The organism is Thiobaca trueperi (genome assembly GCF_004342175.1).
In the GTDB taxonomy this organism is placed as follows: Bacteria; Pseudomonadota; Gammaproteobacteria; order Chromatiales; family Chromatiaceae; genus Thiobaca; species Thiobaca trueperi.
The window spans coordinates 321314-338815 of sequence record NZ_SMAO01000003.1 but is presented as its reverse complement, the minus strand read 5'-3'; the positions used below and the strand labels follow the sequence as shown (position 1 = coordinate 338815).

At 58.1% G+C, this 17502-nt stretch carries 17 protein-coding genes; 7 read left to right on the top strand and 10 right to left on the bottom strand.

Annotation, left to right across the window (positions count from 1 at the left end):
* Positions 1–158: 158 nt before the first annotated feature.
* From EDC35_RS07365 to EDC35_RS07330, 8 genes are all read right to left on the bottom strand, one after another.
* Positions 159–1106 carry a phosphatidate cytidylyltransferase gene (locus tag EDC35_RS07365; RefSeq protein ID WP_132976595.1) on the bottom strand — a complete coding sequence of 316 codons (948 nt, stop codon included), beginning with the start codon at positions 1104–1106 and terminating at the stop codon, positions 159–161.
* A complete protein-coding gene (locus EDC35_RS07360; protein WP_243651511.1) occupies positions 1103–1624 on the bottom strand; it encodes a lysophospholipid acyltransferase family protein in 522 nt (173 codons plus the stop codon). Before EDC35_RS07360 ends, EDC35_RS07365 begins: the two co-directional genes overlap by 4 nt.
* A complete protein-coding gene (locus EDC35_RS07355) occupies positions 1515–2372 on the bottom strand; it encodes a CDP-alcohol phosphatidyltransferase family protein (protein WP_243651510.1) in 858 nt (285 codons plus the stop codon). Before EDC35_RS07355 ends, EDC35_RS07360 begins: the two co-directional genes overlap by 110 nt.
* 98 nt (positions 2373–2470) lie before the next feature.
* Positions 2471–3613, bottom strand: a complete 1143-nt coding sequence (rodA, locus tag EDC35_RS07350) for a rod shape-determining protein RodA (protein ID WP_132976593.1) — start codon at positions 3611–3613, stop codon at positions 2471–2473.
* Positions 3603–5474 carry a penicillin-binding protein 2 gene (gene mrdA, locus EDC35_RS07345; protein WP_132976592.1) on the bottom strand — a complete coding sequence of 624 codons (1872 nt, stop codon included), beginning with the start codon at positions 5472–5474 and terminating at the stop codon, positions 3603–3605. Before mrdA ends, rodA begins: the two co-directional genes overlap by 11 nt.
* Positions 5475–5476: 2 nt before the next feature.
* A complete protein-coding gene (gene mreD, locus EDC35_RS07340; RefSeq protein WP_132976591.1) occupies positions 5477–5965 on the bottom strand; it encodes a rod shape-determining protein MreD in 489 nt (162 codons plus the stop codon).
* Complete coding sequence (mreC, locus tag EDC35_RS07335; protein ID WP_279387986.1) at positions 5962–6834, bottom strand: rod shape-determining protein MreC; 873 nt, start codon at positions 6832–6834, stop codon at positions 5962–5964. Before mreC ends, mreD begins: the two co-directional genes overlap by 4 nt.
* A 75-nt stretch (positions 6835–6909) precedes the next feature.
* A complete protein-coding gene (locus tag EDC35_RS07330; protein ID WP_132976589.1) occupies positions 6910–7956 on the bottom strand; it encodes a rod shape-determining protein in 1047 nt (348 codons plus the stop codon).
* 237 nt (positions 7957–8193) lie between these two features.
* Between EDC35_RS07330 and gatC the strand changes: the two genes are divergently transcribed.
* From gatC to EDC35_RS07295, 7 genes are all read left to right on the top strand, one after another.
* On the top strand, positions 8194–8481 hold the full coding sequence (gatC, locus tag EDC35_RS07325) for an Asp-tRNA(Asn)/Glu-tRNA(Gln) amidotransferase subunit GatC (RefSeq protein WP_132976588.1): 288 nt from the start codon (positions 8194–8196) through the stop codon (positions 8479–8481).
* A complete protein-coding gene (gene gatA / locus EDC35_RS07320) occupies positions 8481–9935 on the top strand; it encodes an Asp-tRNA(Asn)/Glu-tRNA(Gln) amidotransferase subunit GatA (protein WP_132976587.1) in 1455 nt (484 codons plus the stop codon). The genes gatC and gatA overlap by 1 nt, the downstream gene beginning before the upstream one ends.
* Before the next feature lie 194 nt (positions 9936–10129).
* A complete protein-coding gene (locus tag EDC35_RS07315) occupies positions 10130–11104 on the top strand; it encodes a PIN domain-containing protein (protein WP_132976586.1) in 975 nt (324 codons plus the stop codon).
* 428 nt (positions 11105–11532) lie between these two features.
* Positions 11533–12129 (top strand): GNAT family acetyltransferase, encoded by a 597-nt coding sequence (locus EDC35_RS07310; RefSeq protein WP_132976585.1) that lies wholly within the window; start codon positions 11533–11535, stop codon positions 12127–12129.
* 150 nt (positions 12130–12279) lie between these two features.
* Positions 12280–13548 carry a hypothetical protein gene (locus tag EDC35_RS07305; RefSeq protein ID WP_132976584.1) on the top strand — a complete coding sequence of 423 codons (1269 nt, stop codon included), beginning with the start codon at positions 12280–12282 and terminating at the stop codon, positions 13546–13548.
* A 484-nt stretch (positions 13549–14032) separates the two neighbouring features.
* Positions 14033–14614, top strand: coding sequence for an antibiotic biosynthesis monooxygenase (locus EDC35_RS07300; RefSeq protein WP_207896141.1), 582 nt, complete (start codon positions 14033–14035; stop codon positions 14612–14614).
* A 346-nt stretch (positions 14615–14960) separates the two neighbouring features.
* Entirely contained in the window at positions 14961–15161 is a 201-nt protein-coding gene (locus EDC35_RS07295; protein ID WP_132976583.1) for a hypothetical protein, read from the top strand.
* Between the two features lie 336 nt (positions 15162–15497).
* On the opposite strand, the gene EDC35_RS07285 is transcribed toward EDC35_RS07295, so the two are convergent.
* On the bottom strand, positions 15498–16253 hold the full coding sequence (locus tag EDC35_RS07285; RefSeq protein ID WP_132976582.1) for an ABC transporter ATP-binding protein: 756 nt from the start codon (positions 16251–16253) through the stop codon (positions 15498–15500).
* Positions 16254–16456: 203 nt separating this feature from the next.
* On the bottom strand, positions 16457–17308 hold the full coding sequence (locus tag EDC35_RS07280; protein WP_132976581.1) for an ABC transporter permease: 852 nt from the start codon (positions 17306–17308) through the stop codon (positions 16457–16459).
* Positions 17309–17502: the final 194 nt, after the last annotated feature.

The following is a 17502-nucleotide window of genomic DNA, read 5'->3' as shown; positions in this document are numbered from 1 at the left end:
ATGCCTGGCGCAGAATTGACTTCCAGTATAGGCGCAAAGCGCTTTAATCTTAAAGCGATTTTTGATTCGGAGAAGCCCGTCGATACCGCATTCGGGCACGGACGCCGGAGAGCGATCAGGCAGGGCAATACGGCTCCCGAGATCACCGCCGTCCTGAATCAGGTGTAGAAATAACGCACGACATGGAAAAAAAGCGGCGCGGCGAAGCACAGCGAATCGATGCGATCCATGACCCCGCCATGCCCTTCGATCAGGGTGCCGAAGTCCTTGACCCCGAGATCGCGCTTGATGGCCGACAGACAGAGCCCGCCAGCGAAACCCGCGAGATTGATGAGCAGGGCAATGCCGACAGCGGCCCAGGGACTGAAGGGCGTCACCCACCAGAGTCCGGCGCCGATCAGGGTCGCCGCCCCGACCCCGCCCAGAAAGCCTTCCCAGGTCTTGTTGGGGCTGACCTGCGGGACGATCCGATGCCGGCCCAGCGTCTTGCCGAAGACATACTGAAGCACGTCGCTCAACTGCACCACAATCACCAGATAGAGCAGCAGCTTGGCGCCCTCCCCTGCGTAACCGGGGATCTGGAGCATCAGCAGCGCCGGGGCATGACTCACGCAGTAGACCGCCAGCATCAGACCCCATTGGATCTTGGCGGTGCGGGCGAGAAAATCCTGGGTGTCTCCGGCCAGTGCGCTGCGCACCGGCACGAAGAGAAAGGCGTAAACCGGGATGAAGATGGCGAAGAGCCCATACCACTCGCTGTAGACCAGCCCATACTGGACCGGCACAAAGACGAAGAAGGCCCAGAACAGGGTGCGGTGATCCGCCCGCCGGGTCGGCGTGAGGGTGATGAGTTCGCGCAACGCCACGAAGGAGAGCAGACCGAAGAGCACCACCGAGCCAATCCCGCCGGTCGCGAGCGCCAAGACAAAGACGGCGACCATGACCCACCAGGCACGCACCCGGGCATTGAGATTGATCACCACCGCCCGCCCCGATTCCTCCGTCACCCGCCGGTCGAGGATCCGTCCGGCCAGACTGCCCAGAATCAGGAGTGCCACCACCCCGCCGAGCAGCATGAGGATGTCGCGATCCCAGATGAGCGTCATCGCCGATCCCCCAGATTGAGCAGGGCGTCGCGTGCCCGTTGCAGAAAGGCGTGCCGATCCTCACCCGCTTCGAGCCGGATTGGCCCGCCGAAGGTGACGCGCCCGATCAGGGGCACCGGCAGATATTCGCCCTTGGGCAGAATGCGGTTCAGGTTGTCGAGAAAGACCGGCACCAGCTCAACCGCCGGACGCTCGCGGGCGATGTGATAGAGACCCGGACGCAGCTCGCCGACACCGCCGCCATCGCCACGGGTGCCTTCAGGAAAAATGATCAGCGAATCGCCCTCATCCAGGGCCGCGATGAGCTGGTGCAGGGCGTCGCGACTGCCAGCGCCGCCGCGTGTCACCATCAGCGCCTGAAGAACGCGCCATGCCAGCCAGCGGCGCAGCCCTGGACGATCCCAGTAATCAGCCGCCGCCACCGGGCGGGTCCGCGCACGCAGCGCCAGCGGCAGCGAGGCCCAGATGACCAGGGTATCCAGATGGCTCGCGTGGTTGGCGAAATAGACCCGCTGCACCGCGCCCGCCGTGGGCAGACAGCCGCCCGCCCGCACCCCCGTGAACAGCCGGGTGAATCCGGCCAGGATCCGCGCGGCAGAACGATCCAGGTTCATGACGATTCCAGCGCGCGCAGGATGGCCCCGGTGCGGCGGGGATCAGGGTGATCAGCGTCCCCAGCGCCACCACCGCCAGAGTGACCAGCAGCACCGCACCCTCCATCCCCCAGGGAACGACCAGCGCCGCCAGCAGCAGACCCAGGGTCATGGCTGCCATGCGGTGCGGCTTCGCCATCGGTCCGGCGAAATGCTGAGACAGCCCGGCCAGACCGCCGAGGGTACGGACATACGCGGTCAGGAGCGCCAGGATCGCGGCGACCCAGGCCAGTTCCGGCCCCCCGGCGATGCCGGTCGCATAACCGGCGGGCACGATCAGCAGCGGATCGGCGAGACGGTCGGGCAGTTCGTTGTAGATCTCGCCGGTCCTGGATCCCAGTCCACCCTCCACCGCCACCATGCCATCCAGCAGATTGCACAGCAGACGCAACTGGATGCAGACCGCCGCCGCGATCAGCCAGAGCCCGCGCACCTCAGGCGCGGACAGCGGCGCCGCCAGCATCGCCAGCGCGCCGACACCGGCGAAGACCAGACTGAAGATCGAGATGGCATTGGGCGAAACCCGCCGCGCGGCGAGCCGGCAGGCGAGCCAGCGCGCCCAGGAGGTGTTGCGGGTCTTCAGCGGACGACGGGCGGGGCGTGAATCCGGCATGGGCGCAGTCGGGCAATGGTGGCGGATGCGCGAAAGCATGCACCCGGATCTGCCCGGCTGGCAAGCCGGTCCACAGGCCGATCACCGGCCCCGGCCCGTTATTTCTTATGCGTTTCGATCGACATCAGCATGCCAAAGCCGGCCATGAGCGTGACCATCGAGGTGCCGCCATAGCTGATGAGCGGCAGCGGCACCCCGACCACCGGCAGCAGCCCGGTCACCATCCCGACATTGACGAAGAGATAGACGAAAAACACCAGGGTCAATCCGCCCGCCAGGATGCGTCCGTAGTTGTCTGCGGCGCGTGCGGCGATGACGAGTCCGCGCAGGATGATGAAGAGATAAAGCACCAGCAGCGCGAGGATGCCGGTCAGACCGAATTCCTCGCCGATGACCGCAAAAATGAAGTCGGTATGGCGTTCAGGGAGAAATTCGAGATGCGACTGGGTGCCGTTGAGCCAACCCTTGCCCGAGATGCCGCCCGAACCGATGGCGATCTGGGACTGAATGATGTGATAACCGGTGCCGAGCGGATCCGATTCCGGATTCAGAAAGGTCAGAACCCGCGCCCGCTGATAATCATGCATGGCGAAGAACCAGACCAGCGGCGCGATGGCGGCGATCAGGACGGCGAGCGCCAGGATGATCCGCCAGCGCAGACCGGCCATGAAGAGCACCAGAATCCCGGCGCTGGTCACCAGCAGCGAGGTGCCCAGATCCGGCTGTTCGGCGATCATGAGCACCGGAATCAGGATCAGGATCACCGCCAGAAAGGTCCACGACAGACGCGGCGGCAGGGGGCGCATCGACAACAGCCAGGCCACCGCCATCGGCACCCCAAGTTTGAGAATTTCGGAAGGCTGAAAGCGCAGAAAGCCGAAGTCGAGCCAGCGCTGCGCGCCCTTGCCGATGTCGCCGAACAGCATGACGGCGATCAGCATGAGCACCCCGAGAAAATAGAGCGGCATCGACCAGTTGCGCAGCGTGACAGGCGAGAGCTGGGCAACCCCGCACATGAAACCAAAGGCGAGACTCAGCCGCAGGAGCTGGCGCTCGACGATCAGCGGGTTACGGTCACCCGCGCTATAGAGCACCAGCAGACCGAAACCGCACAGCGCCAGCAGTCCCAGCAGCAGCGGGGGATCGAGATGGAGCCGACGCAGGATGCTCGGGGGGGCAGCCTCCAGATCGAGATCGAAGCCGCTGGGAATGGCACCGGTCGATATGGGTTTAGTCGCCATCACTGGCCTCGACCGGTCCGGCCAGCGGAGTGCCGCCGAGATAGGCATCGATCACCCGTCGCGCAACCGGCGCGGCGTCCGAACCGCCGTGACCGCCGTTCTCGACCAGCACCGCCACGGCGATCCGTGGATCTTCTACCGGCGCGAAGGCGACAAAGAGCGCATGGTCACGCATCCGATCGGAAACCTTCGATTCGTCATAGGTTTCCTTTTGACCGATGGTGAAGACCTGCGAGGTGCCGGTCTTGCCGGCAATACGATAATCCGGCGAGCGGATGCGCTTGGCCGTCCCGCGCGGGCTCTCGACGACCTGAGCCATATCCTTGATGACCTCGTCCCAATGATGCGAGTCGATGGTCTCCATCTGGCGTGAAACCAGCGGAAACTGGCTTTCAGTGTCCGCGCCGGGAAAGCGGCTGGCACGAGCCAGCCTTGGCTGGATGAAATGTCCGCGATTGGCCATGGTCGCGGTTGCGGCCGCGAGTTGCAGCGGTGTGGCGAGAAAGGATCCCTGACCGATGCCGACGATCAGGGTCTCGCCCGGATACCAGGCCTGCTTGCGCACCCGCTGTTTCCATTCGCGCGAAGGGAGCAGTCCGGGCAATTCGCCGGACAGATCGATTCCCGTGCGTTCGCCGAAGCTGAACTGGCTGAGAAACCCATACAGCCGATCGATCCCCATGCGGCTGGCCAGATCGTAAAAATAGACATCGCAGGATTCGACGATGGCCTTTTCCAGGTTGGTGGAGCCATGCCCGGTGCGTTTCCAGCAGCGAAAGCGATGGCTCTGTCCGGGCAAGGAGAAATGACCGGGACAGAACGTGATTTTCTTCGGCGTAATGAAATTGGCGTTGAGTCCACCCAGACCGATGAAGGGTTTGACGGTGGAGCCGGGCGGATACTGACCACGCGCCGCACGGTCGAACAGCGGTTTGTCCAGCGAATGCAGCAGCGCCTCGTAATCCGCCTGACTGATGCCCTCGACGAACAGATTGGGATTGAAGCTCGGCTTGCTCACCATGGCCAGCACGCCGCCCGTGCGCGGATCAATGGCAACCACGGCCCCGCGCCGGTCGCCGAGGGCGTCGATGGCCGATTGCTGGAGCGCCATATCGAGATAGAGCAGCAGATCCTGACCCGGCGTAGGCGGGCTGCCCTCCAGGGTGCGCAGGACGCGCCCTCGGGCGTTGACCTCGACCTGCTGATAACCGACCCGTCCGTGGAGCACGTCCTCATGCGCCTTTTCCAGACCGCCCTTGCCGATGAAATGGGTGCCGGCATAGTTGCCGGTATCGATCTGGGTCAGATCCCGCTCGTTGATCCGCCCCACATAGCCCAGGACATGGGCGGTGGCTTCACTCAACGGATAGATGCGGATCAGTTCGGCGCGGACATCGACGCCAGGAAAGCGATAGCCGTCCACCGAAAAGCGCGCGACCTCGGACGGGGTCAGATTGAGCCGGATCGGCACGCCCTGAAAACGCATCCGCTGGCGCTTGAGACGCTCGAAGCGGGCACGATCCTTGTCGTCGATCGGAATGATGCGGGCCAGTTCGTCGATGGTCGCCTTCAGGTCTTCGACCTTTTCGACTGTGATTTCAAGCGAAAAGGTCGGGCGATTGTCGGCCAGAACCACACCGTTGGCGTCGTAGATGAGTCCGCGCGTCGGCGGAACCGGCTGGATCTTGACCCGATTATCCTTGGAGAGGACCGAAAAATGTTCGTGGCGGTCCATTTGCAGATAACGCAGACGCAACACCACCACCGAGAGGACGAGGATCACCAGCACGCCCGATACCACCGCACGACTCGTCACCAGCCGCTGCTCGCGCTTGCGATCCTCAAAACTGGGCTCGCCCATGATCAGCGCCCGTTCAGCCGCTGTTCGATGGCGGTCAGCACCACGAACAGCCAGGGCCAGAGCAGCAGACCGACGAAGGTCGGAAGCCAGTAAGTCAGGGTCGGCAGCGGCTGGCCGGTGGCGCCGAGCACCCAGAGTGTCAGCAGACGCTCGACCAGCAGCAGCACCCACACGAAGAGACTCTGCTGCCAGAGCGGAAAGAGCCGGATCCGCGCGTGCAGGATGACGGCCGCATAGGCGATGACCGACAGCCCCAGCGCCTGCTGGCCAAGCAGCGAACCGGCCAGGACATCAAGCGTCAGACCGGTGCCAAAGGCCCAGAACACACCCACCTGCTCCGGCCGGGTCAGACACCAGAAGATGATCGTCAGCGGCACCCACTGCGGTCGGAAGTCCTCGACCGCAGCCGGCATCGGCAGGATGGTGAGAAACATGGCGAGCGCCAGACTCAGCACGACCGTCCAGATATTCCGCCATGCTCCCGCGCTCATTGCCGTCCGCTCACGGTGTTCCGGATATCGCCGGTCAGCGCCTGTTGCTGGAGTTCCGGGCTCAGGGTCCAGACCAGCAGCACTTCCCGGCTGCGGTCCAGCCGCGCGTTCGGCTCGGCGATGACCGTGGTGAATGGATTATCCGGATCCTGACGCACCGTTTTGACCCGCGCCACTGGGTAACCGGGCGGAAAGCGTTCGTCCATCCCGGAGGTAATCAGCAGATCGCCGACCCGGATATCGGCATTTTTCGGGATATAGAGCAGTTCGAGTTCATGACTCGGGCCGGTGCCGGCGGCGATGGTCCGCAGCCCGTTGCGGTTGACCTCCACCGGCAGCGCGTGATCCGCATCGGTGATCAGGAGCACCACCGACGAAAAGGGATTGGCCTGGATCACCTGTCCCATCACGGCATTGGCGTCCAGCACCGGCTGACCGATGAAGACCCCCGAGCTGGTTCCCTTGTTGACCATGACCTGCTGACGATAGGGCGCGAGATCCACCGAGAGGATTTCCGCGATCAGCACCCGCTCGCCGACATCGAACGAGGAGCCGAGCAGATCGCGCAGACGCATGTTTTCGGCCTCCAGCGCCTCCAGTCGTTGCAGACGCGCCTTGAGCAGCAGATTCTCGCGGCGCAGCGTCTCGCCCGCGAGACGCAGATCCGCCTCGCTGGCCAGTCGGCCCTGCGCCTCGCGGGCCAGTTTGGCCGGTTGATTGGCGGCATACTGCAAGGGATAGACGATGACCGAGAGCAGCGAGCGCACCAGACCCAGATGATGGTAACGGTGATCGGCAATGATCAGCACAAGCGCCAGACTCACGGCCAGAATCGCCCGCAGGGCGGGAGAAGGTCCATGGACGAACAGGGGTTTGATGACGGCGTTCCTCGACCAGAACCTTCAGTGTGCATGGGATCCCGTGGGGTGGAGCCCGCCCGCTGTCTATTCGGTTGCGAACAGACCGCTTTCCTGCGCATCGAGCATATCCAGCGCCTTGCCGCCGCCACGCGCCACACAGGTCAGCGGATCCTCGCCCAGCAGTGCCGGCAGACCGGTTTCCTCAGCGATCAGACGGTCGAAATCACGCAGCAGCGCCCCGCCGCCGGTCAGCACGATCCCGCGTTCGGCCACGTCGGCGCCCAGCTCCGGCGGGGTCTGCTCCAGCGCCATCTTGACCGCATGCACGATCATCGCCAGCGGTTCCTGAAGGGCTTCAAGGATCTCGTTGCTGTTGAGGGTGAAGCTGCGCGGAATGCCCTCGGCCAGACTGCGACCCTTGACCTCGATTTCCAGCACCTCGTTGCCGGGAAAGGCGGAGCCGATGGCGTGCTTGATGCGCTGCGCCGTGACCTCACCGATCTGGGTGCCGTAGTTGCGGCGCACATAATTGATGATGGCGTCGTCGAAGGTATCCCCGCCCACCCGCACCGATTCCGAATAGACGATGCCATTGAGCGAAATCACCGCGACCTCGGAGGTGCCCCCGCCGATGTCGATCACCATGCAGCCGCGCGGCTCGTGCACCATGAGACCCGCGCCGATGGCCGCCGACATGGGCTCTTCGATGAGATAGACCTCGCGCGCGCCCGCACCGGCGGCGGACTCCTTGATGGCGCGGCGCTCGACCTGGGTCGAGCCGCAGGGCACACAGATGAGCACACGCGGGCTGGGGCGGAACATCCGCGACTCATGCACCTTATGGATGAAATATTGCAGCATCTTTTCGGTCACGGTGAAGTCGGCGATGACACCGTCCTTCAGCGGCCGGATCGCAGTAATGCTCTGCGGGGTGCGTCCAAGCATCTGTCTGGCTTCCTCGCCAACCGCCACCACCGATTTGCCGCCGCCCGTCCGTTCGTGACGGATCGCCACCACGGAGGGCTCATTGAGCACGATTCCCAGACCACGGGCATAGATCAGGGTATTGGTCGTGCCAAGATCAATCGACAGATCGTTGGAGAACATCCCACGAATGCGTCTAAAAAACATCAGGTAGTTACCTTCCAGGGAATAAGGACGCCAGGCGCGTGGGGGCATCCGGTAAAGAGGGCCGTTCGGGGTCGGGAACAGGAGCCACAGGTTGATTGGGCGGCTAATCTAGCAATGCCGGCCTGGATCGGCAAGGCGTGGCGACGCAAAGGGCGATGCAGGTCATGCTGTGGCGAGTTCCCCACTCACACGCCCTATGGTATTTTGCCGAGCTTTCAGCCTCCAGGCAGGATCGCCATGTCACTGGACCGTTCCGATATCGATAAGATCGCCCACCTCGCCCGGCTCGCGATCACCCCCGAACAGAGCGCGCGTTATGCGGCCGATCTCTCCAACATCCTCACTCTGGTCGCCCAGATGGACAGCGTCGATACCAGCGGCGTCGAACCCATGGCGCATCCGCTGCACATGGTTCAGCGTCTGCGTCCCGACGAGGCCCGCGAGCCGGACCAGCGCGCACATTTCCAGTCCATCGCCCCGCTGACCGAGGGCGGACTCTATCTGGTTCCGAAGGTTCTCGACTGATGCAGAACAAATCCATCGCCCAACTGGCCGCCGATCTGCGGCTGCGCCGTTATTCCAGTGTCGAGCTGACGCGCCATTATCTGGATCGCATCGAACGGCTGGATCCAAGGCTCAACAGCTTCGTGACGGTCGCCGCCGAATCGGCCCTGGCTGCTGCCGAACGCGCCGACCGGGCGCTCAAGTCCGGCGATACGGGTCCGCTCACCGGCATCCCCATCGCCCATAAAGACATCTTCTGCACCGAGGGGATCAGGACGAGCTGCGGCTCGCGGATGCTGGATAACTTCATCGCGCCCTACGACGCCACCGTGGTCGAGCGTCTCGCCGCTGCCGGCGCCGTGGTGCTCGGCAAGACTAACATGGACGAATTCGCCATGGGGTCGAGCAATGAGACCAGCTTCTACGGCCCGGTCAAAAATCCCTGGGACGAGAGCAGGGTACCGGGCGGCTCATCCGGTGGCTCGGCTGCCGCCGTCGCCGCGCGATTCTGCGCCGCCGCCACCGGCACCGACACCGGCGGCTCCATCCGCCAGCCCGCCGCGCTCTGCGGTATCAGCGGCATCAAGCCCACCTACGGGCGCTGCTCGCGCTGGGGCATGATCGCCTTCGCCTCCTCGCTCGATCAGGCCGGCGTCATGGCCCGCTCCGCCGCCGATGCCGCCTTCGTCCTCGACGAGATGGCCGGCTTCGACCCGCGCGACTCGACCAGCGCCGATGTCCCGGTGCCGGACTATGTCGATGCGCTCGACGACGACCTGCACGGTCTGCGCATCGGTCTGCCCAAGGAATACTTTGGGGCCGGACTGGACAGCCGCGTTGCCGCCGTCATCCAGGATGCGATCAAGGAATACGAGGCGCTCGGCGCCAGAATCGTCGAGATCAGCCTGCCCAACAGCCCGCTGTCGGTGCCCGTCTACTATGTGGTCGCCCCTGCCGAGTGCTCGTCCAACCTCGCCCGTTTCGATGGGGTGCGTTACGGGCATCGCTGCGAGAACCCGCAAGACCTGGCAGACCTCTACCAGCGCAGCCGCGCCGAGGGCTTCGGGGCCGAGGTCCAGCGCCGCATCATGATCGGCACCTATGTGCTCTCAGCCGGTTATTACGACGCCTACTATCTCAAGGCGCAGAAAATCCGCCATCTGATCGCCGACGACTTCAAGCGCGCCTTCGAGCAGGTCGATGTCATCATGGGACCGACCAGCCCGACCACAGCCTTTGCGCTCGGGTCGAAGATGGATGACCCGGTCGCCATGTATCTCAACGACATCTATACGATTGCGACCAACCTTGCCGGATTGCCGGGCATGTCCATTCCGGTCGAACCGGTCGATGGCCTGCCGGTCGGTCTACAGATCATCGGCAATTATTTCGATGAGGCCAGACTGCTCAATGTCGCGCATCGTTTCCAGCATGTGACGCACTGGCATCAGGCCGCACCGGCGGGGTTTGAATAGATGTATGGGGTGGTTTGAGGAATGAGTTTCAGCAGGCTGGAATGAGCGAGAGAAAAACCCTGCAATGACGGCAAAGGATTTGCGGGGATTTGTGCTGTTCATTCTGGCCTGCGCAGATTCTTGTTTCAGGCCGCGATCAGCTTAGAGCATGAGAAAAGTTGTGTAATTTAGAATATTTTGCGCGGATGAAAATCATGCATGTATTCATAGATACAAACATTCTGCTGAACTTCTATCATTTCACCAATGATGACCTAGACGCATTAAATAGCGTATTTGTTTCAAATAATCAAGGCGCAGTAATAGTTCACCTAACAGATCAAGTAAAGGATGAATTTTGGCGTAATAGGGAGGCGAAAATCGTCGATGCATTAAACAAGATGAAGGGAGTTAGTTTAGCTGCGCAGTTCCCATATTTTATAAAAGGATACGAAGAATATCAATCATTGTTGGAGCTGGCCAACCAGTTCAAGAGAAAATATTCAGACGTAACAAGGCGCGTTTACCAAGACATCAAATCAAACAACTTGCGCGCAGATCATCTAATCGAACAGATATTTAATAGATCGACAGCAATCCCCACAACGCAAGATATTTATTCAATAGCCAAAATGCGCATAGACATTGGCAATCCCCCAGGCAAAAACGGCTCGATAGGTGACGCGATAAACTGGCTGCTGCTCCTCAAAGCAGTTCCAGATGATGAGGATCTTTATCTCATCAGCGAGGACAGCGACTTCTATTCAAAAGTTAACACAGACGATCTGAATCCTTTTCTTGTTCACGAGTGGTCAGCCAGAAAATCCTCCAGATTAATTGGATACAAGAGCTTAAATAAATTTGTTGAAGACCATTATGACGGCGTCAGCCTCTCTTTTGATCCAGAGAAAAAAGCCCTGATAGACGAACTAGAAACATGCGGAAGCTTTGCGGCAACACATGCGCTAGTAGCCCGGTTATCACATTACCAGTACTTCTCTCTAGAAGAAGCCAAAGCAATTTTGGATGCTGCGGATATAAACAACCAGTTTGGTTGGATCGTTCCAGATACCGATGTGGCGGAGTTCATAAGAATGGCCGCATTACCGCATAGATCAAGACTCACAAAGGAAAGTCACAAGGGAACACTCGAAACAGCATTAGCAGAATTAGAAGAGTCGATGGGGTAAACTTATAATCTCTGACTCCCATTACGCTCCGGCGTGGGAGCACGTCGCGACGCTCCAGCGTCGCGTCACCATCCGCGCCGCTAGAGCGGTGCAACGGCATTCCCACGCGGGAGAGATTGGGCAAGTATTCCCTGTAGGCTGGGTTGAAGAACGAAACCCAGCATCCGTCGCTCCGTAAACCGCTGAAATGCTCGGGTTTGCAAGCTCACCCCAGCCTACGACAATCGGCCGTTAAATGGCAGATGCGAAACTTGCACAGTCTCGGGAGCGTGGGAACGAGCTGAACGAGCTGAAACTCCAACCATTTGCTGGCGCGATGTCGGGATTCGCTCCCGTTCATCCCGACCTGCGCAAACCGGAATATTTTACGAAATGCATTTCAAACTTTTCCAAGTTTGGAAAAACAGATTTTATTGTGGCGGCACAGAATGAACTATCGAATTGCAGAATCATCCGATATCGCTGGAATACTTGATCTCCAGGAAAAAAACCTTGTTACCAACCTGACGGACGAAAAAAAGAAAAACGGATTCGTGACAACCCCATTTACTGGAGAGCAGATTCATGATTTGATTCAACTGGACGGTTTGTTTGTAATCGACGGCAATAGTAAAATTCTTGGCTATGCTGTAGCTGCCGGATGGGATTATTTCCATGGAAGACCAATGTTTGAACACATGATAAAACTTTTCGGCAGAATAACATACAAAGGCATAAAAATAGATTTAAAAAATTCTTTTCAATACGGACCCGTCTGCATCGACTTCAATCTCCGGGGGACCGATTCATTTCCGATGCTATTCAGTAAAATGAAAGAGGAAATGGGAGATAAATATGAAGTTGGAACAACCTTTATTAACAAAGTAAATACGAGATCATATTTTGCGCATACAAGAAAGGCAGGGATTGAAGTCATAAATGAATTTGAGTTCAACAATAACAAATATTACGGCCTGGCATTTCTTACCAAGGAAAAATACAGCAGGGCAGGACAGGCAAACGATAACCCCAATGGTTTCCAGTGATGCCGATTAGGCGTGAAACCCATTATTCAGCGCAACAGACTAAAAATAATATCGCGTTGAGGTGAGTTTGCGAACCCAAACCATTTGCTGGCGTGATGTTGGGATTTGCGCCCATTCATCCCAACGCGAGCTAACAAATGCAGTCGCCACATGAGAAATAGAAGAAATTATCTTTTTATAATTGCCGCACTGCCCCCCGCCATTGTGGCATGCTATATCTTTCTGCTTGGATTAAATATCCCTTTCTGGGATCAGTGGGATTTTTTATCTCAACTGTTAAAAATCCAAGATACGGGAATTTCCTTCGAACAATTAATTTCACAGCACAATGAGCACAGGCCGTTTTTTCCGCGAATAATCTGGATTGGATTGGCGCAGCTCACTCAATATAATGTAAACGCAGAGTTATGGATAAACTTTTTTTTCGCCCTGATCACGCTTGTTTTTTTTATATGGCAATCTAAAAAAATCTGGTCTCGGCTTGATGTTTCCCCCGACATCTGGACGATTCCATTAATCGTGCTGGTTGTTTTTAATCTTGGGCAATGGGAAAGCTGGCTGATTGGTTTTCAGACGATCATGTATCTGGGCATGCTCAGTGTCGTCATAGGTTTTTTCCTGCTGGCAAAACAAGCGAGCCCTTTATCTTTCTATGGAGCCATAGCGCTGGGTTTCGTGGCGAATTATTCCATGGCGAACGGTTTGTTTTACTGGATCTGCGGATTTTTCATCCTCCTACAATTCGAGGATCGCGCACTGCGATTACTCCGACTTGTCGCTTGGTCAATTTTCTCGCTTATCTCAGTGACATTTTTTTTCCATGGATGGCAAACAAAAAGCCATCTTGATTTCAGTTACATCTTGACTCATTTGGACTCATGGGGCATCTGGATACTCAATTTTCTTGGCGCACCCATCTTCACACACTGGCATATTGCTTGGCTGTTTGGCGTATTCGGCTTGATTTTTTATCTTGTGGTGCCCCTGAAACTCAGCAGGGGCCAACGGCTTATTGTCTCTCCTTATTTTGCAATAGCGATATTCTTGATTTTGACTGCCTTTGCTGTTTCATCCGGTCGATTTTCAGAAGACAAGCCTTCTTATTCTGTTATCTCCAGATATCTGACCATGACTTCCTGGTTCTGGGCAGCATTGATTGCGCTATTCCCTCTGGTCGAGTTTCATTACAAACGATGGATCTATATCGCGCTCACTGCATCTTTAGCAGCGCTCATGGTAGGCGGAGGATGGGTTGGTTACGAGAATCGATATCTGCCAGTTTTGCCGGCTTATGAGTCAGCTAAAAACAACCTGAAAATAAAAGATACAGACTTAGGCAGACTGTACCCAGACCAAAATAAGACTGAAATTTTGCTAAAAAAGCTTAAAGATCAAAAGCTATCATTATATGCAGAATAAAGCGGCGCCCTAATCTATATGATCTGAATTTTGACTGTATTTGATTCGCATATAACTAAACTGCGCCCCGTGCAGTATGCGATGTTTTGGGCTTGGATCGATCTTGGCGGCATTGACGATCGTGTGAGCGGGCGCGGTTTAACATTAAAAAATAAGATTTTAAACCGCGTCACAAATAAGGGCCGTCAATGCCTCAAACGTCGAACTCACTCGAAACTCAGCATTTCGCTCTGGACGCGGTTTAATTTCCCTACTTGCAACTTGACCAAGAGTTTGTCGCAAAAGCAAAGATAGATTCTCCGTTAGCAAGGCAGATGGATAGAACGGCCACGCGACAACATCGAAAATTGCAAATGATGCCGATTGGTCGTGAAACCCATCATTCACCGCAACGGACAAATGCCGTAGCTTGGGGTAAGCGGAAGCGCACCCCAACATTTATAGCAGCAATCGCCTAACGGTTTAAGAGCGGAGCCCGCAGCTATTGAACAATCAATCAATCCAGCCCGCCATCAAAGACAATGAGGGCGCCACGGCCGTCATCACGCATCGAGTGCGTGGGGATCAGCATGCGGCATACGAGCATTGGCTCGACCAGATCGCACCGCTGTGCAAAGCCGCGCCCGGTCACCTGGACTGGCACATCGTCCGACCCATCCCAGGCCTGACCGAAACCTATACGGTCATCATCCGCTTCGACACGAAAGAACATCTCCAGCAGTGGATGGAGTCGAAGGCTCGCGAACAACTGATCGCGCAGGTTCAGCCGCTGTTTGTCGGCAGCGATGACTTCTTTGTCAGCAGTGGCCTGGATTTCTGGTTCACGCCGGCGGGAGCGAAGGCCAAGGTGCCGGTGCGCTGGAAGCAGTATCTGCTGACGTGGTCGGCGATTTATCCCCTGGCGCTTGGGGCGCCGCTGGTCGTCGCGCCCGCCTTTCGGCTGGCCGGGATTCCGACCAACCCGCTGCTCACCACGCTGGTGGTCACCGCCGTGGTCGTCTTCCTGATGGTCTATGTGGTCATGCCGCGCTACACAAGACTTGTGCAGCGGTGGCTGTTTACCTGAGCCCGCAAGCTGCCTCAGTCTCGTGCGATGGGAGCTAACCATCACGAAATCCAAGATACAAGGATGGGTAGAACGGCCACGGTATGACATTGACCTTTGGCACGGATGCCGATTGGCCGTGAAACCCATCATTCACCGCAACGGACGAAAAATGATGGGTTTCGCTGCGCTCTACCCATCCTACAATTAATAACGGCCGTAGATTTGGGGTAAGCGGAAGCGCACCCCAACATTGATAGCAGCAACCGCCTAACGGTTTAAGAGCAGACGACGCCGTGCCCATTCTGCATTGACGCGCCAGCGGAGCCGATTAATCTATTCACCAGACTCCCAAAGAGGTCTTCTCATGAAAACATTCGAAGAGGTTAAATCTCAAATCGAGGCATTACCTCACCGTGAGTACATGAAACTCGTGCATTGGCTAGCCGAACACGATGCAGACTCGTGGGACAAAGAAATTGAAATCGATGCAGCCAATGGAAGCCTGGATTTTCTGATGGAAGAGGCGCTTGACGAAAAACGAAAAGGAACGCTTCGTCAAATCTAATGCACCGAACGACGAATAGATTTTGGATTTGCTTCCATGCACTTCCAGCACGTATTCAGGATCTTGCACGAAAGAACTACGCTCTACTGAAAGAGAATCCTCGCCACCCGTCCCTGCATGTCAAGAAAGTCGGGAATTTTTGGTCGGTTCATGTCGGAATCGAGCATTGAGCACTCGCCATTGAGGATGAAGGTGGTTACATCTGGATTTGGATCGGCACTCATTAAGGAATATGATCGCATGCTTGACACAAAAAGAGCCTAACAGCAATCACGCATTAGCATCAAACCGAACCGGCGTGGTTTGCACGCACCCTCCTCCCGATCTACCCCGGACTTATCCGCGCAGCACCCGGTAACGCTCCAGCACCTCGTCGGTCGGGCCATAGCAGAGGATCCGGCCATGCTCCATCAGCACCGCCTTCGAGCACATGTTTGAAATCAGTTCGTCCGAATGGGATGAGAGGACGATGATCGAGACCCGCTCGGTAAAGCGTTGCAGACGCTCGCGCGCCTTGTTCAGAAAGGCGGCGTCGCCGGCCCCGATGCCCTCGTCCAGCAGGAGGATGTCGGGGACGACCGAGGTGGAGACGGCAAAGGCAAGCCGCATCTGCATGCCAGCGGAGTAGGTGCGGATCGGCAGACTGAGAAAATCGCCCAGCTCGGTGAAATCGGCGATCTCGTCCATCCTGGCTTTGATCTGCTGGCGTGTCAGTCCCAGAAAGAGCCCGCGCAGGATGATGTTCTCGTAGCCGGTGCTTTCCTGGTCCATGCCGAGACTGATGTCGAAGAGCGGCACGGTCGAGCCCTTGACCGCGACGCGCCCGCTGTTCGGCTCATAGATCCCGCCGAGCACCCGCAGCAGGGTCGTCTTGCCGGCGCCGTTGTGTCCCACCAGACCGATGCGATCCCCGCTTTGCAGCGACAGATTGATGTCCTGCAACGCCTGCACCACCGAGATGCGCTGCGAGGTCGCATCGGCGCGGATCTGGCCGCCGGTCGCGCTCTGGATCAGACGATTCTTGAGCGAGCGGGTGGAGGCGCTATAAACCGGGAAGGAGACGGAGACGTTTTCCAGGGTGATCGATGCCACAGTCGTGTCCTGCTAAACCGCGTCCAGTGTGACGGGCGTTGCTTCGAGTGAAGGCTGGCCTTGCGGCGACCAACGACGTTCAGTGCGACGCGGTTTAGGTAAATTTTAAAATCAATGACTTAAACCGCGTCAGCGCCGACATCCATCCGTTGCCAGCGAGACCGGACCCACGCACGAACACCGCATGCCGTACCGGACGCGGTTTAAACCCAGTAGGCGATGCGCCACCGGTAAGCCGAGTAAAAAAACAGGGTGATCGCCCAGCCGACGAACAGTATGGCCAGAACCACCAGCCAGTGTTCCAGTTCGGGCGGCTGGCCGAGCATGGGCGCACGTGCGATCTCGACCATGTGATAAAAGGGATTGAGATGGAGCATGAGCGCGCGTCCCGGCAGCATCTCGGGGCGCCAGATGACGGGCGTGACGAAGAAGAGCACCTGCACCACGCTCCCGATGATCAGCGGCACGTCGCGAAAGCGCGCGCTCAACAGACCGAAAAAGAGCGACATCCAGAGGCCGTTCAGCAAGAGGACCAGAATCGCCAGCGGGATCCAGAGCAGGTTCCAGTTCAGATCAACGCCGAACCAGAGCGCGACGGCAAAAAAGATCCAGATGTTGTGGGCGAAGGCGATCAGGGTCGACCACAGCCCGCGATAGGCATAGATCGAAACCGGCGCATTGAGCTGGCGGATCATGCCCTCGGCGTCGATGAACGCCTGCGAACCGTCGTTGATCATGGCCGAGATCAGCCCCCAGACGACGAATCCGGCGGCCAGAAAGGGCAGATAGTCGTGCAGGTCCTGACCGAAGATCTGGCCGTAAAGCAGACCCAGCGCCAGCACCATGACGCCCATCGAGAGCGTGATCCAGAAGGGGCCGAGCTTGGAGCGGCGATAACGCTTGCGCACATCGTGCAGGGCGAGCGTCATCCAGAGTTCGCGCCGCTGCCAGCCCGCGCCGATGTCATGCACGGCCCTGGCGATCTGATCGCGGCGCAGACCCTGCCGGAGTTGACTGATGAGTGGCGAGTCGCCGGGTTGGAGGTCGGTTGACATCAGGTGGGTGTCCAAAGACAGGAAGATAACGATAGCGGCTCAACGCGATAACCAGACATGCCCTGTCGTGGCCCCTTTGAACACAAGCAAGTCCATCAAAGAGCCCGCATTTCAATCAGGTATCGATCCATACCTGCTCACAAAGCCCTCGTCGGCCCCGTGTTTCGGTGCACGTCGCCAAAGGATTTTCTGTT

Bases quoted from the DNA above. Each gene is read 5' to 3' on its own strand.
- EDC35_RS07365 (WP_132976595.1), bottom strand. From the start codon at position 1,106: ATGACGCTCATCTGGGATCGCGACATCCTCATGCTGCTCGGCGGGGTG.
- gatC (WP_132976588.1), top strand. From the start codon at position 8,194: ATGTCACTGGACCGTTCCGATATCGATAAGATCGCCCACCTCGCCCGG.
- EDC35_RS07280 (WP_132976581.1), bottom strand. From the start codon at position 17,308: ATGTCAACCGACCTCCAACCCGGCGACTCGCCACTCATCAGTCAACTC.
- EDC35_RS07315 (WP_132976586.1), top strand. From the start codon at position 10,130: ATGCATGTATTCATAGATACAAACATTCTGCTGAACTTCTATCATTTC.
- EDC35_RS07310 (WP_132976585.1), top strand. From the start codon at position 11,533: ATGAACTATCGAATTGCAGAATCATCCGATATCGCTGGAATACTTGAT.
- EDC35_RS07305 (WP_132976584.1), top strand. From the start codon at position 12,280: ATGAGAAATAGAAGAAATTATCTTTTTATAATTGCCGCACTGCCCCCC.
- mrdA (WP_132976592.1), bottom strand. From the start codon at position 5,474: ATGGGCGAGCCCAGTTTTGAGGATCGCAAGCGCGAGCAGCGGCTGGTG.
- EDC35_RS07295 (WP_132976583.1), top strand. From the start codon at position 14,961: ATGAAAACATTCGAAGAGGTTAAATCTCAAATCGAGGCATTACCTCAC.
- EDC35_RS07355 (WP_243651510.1), bottom strand. From the start codon at position 2,372: ATGCCGGATTCACGCCCCGCCCGTCGTCCGCTGAAGACCCGCAACACC.
- gatA (WP_132976587.1), top strand. From the start codon at position 8,481: ATGCAGAACAAATCCATCGCCCAACTGGCCGCCGATCTGCGGCTGCGC.
- rodA (WP_132976593.1), bottom strand. From the start codon at position 3,613: ATGGCGACTAAACCCATATCGACCGGTGCCATTCCCAGCGGCTTCGAT.
- mreD (WP_132976591.1), bottom strand. From the start codon at position 5,965: ATGAGCGCGGGAGCATGGCGGAATATCTGGACGGTCGTGCTGAGTCTG.
- EDC35_RS07330 (WP_132976589.1), bottom strand. From the start codon at position 7,956: ATGTTTTTTAGACGCATTCGTGGGATGTTCTCCAACGATCTGTCGATT.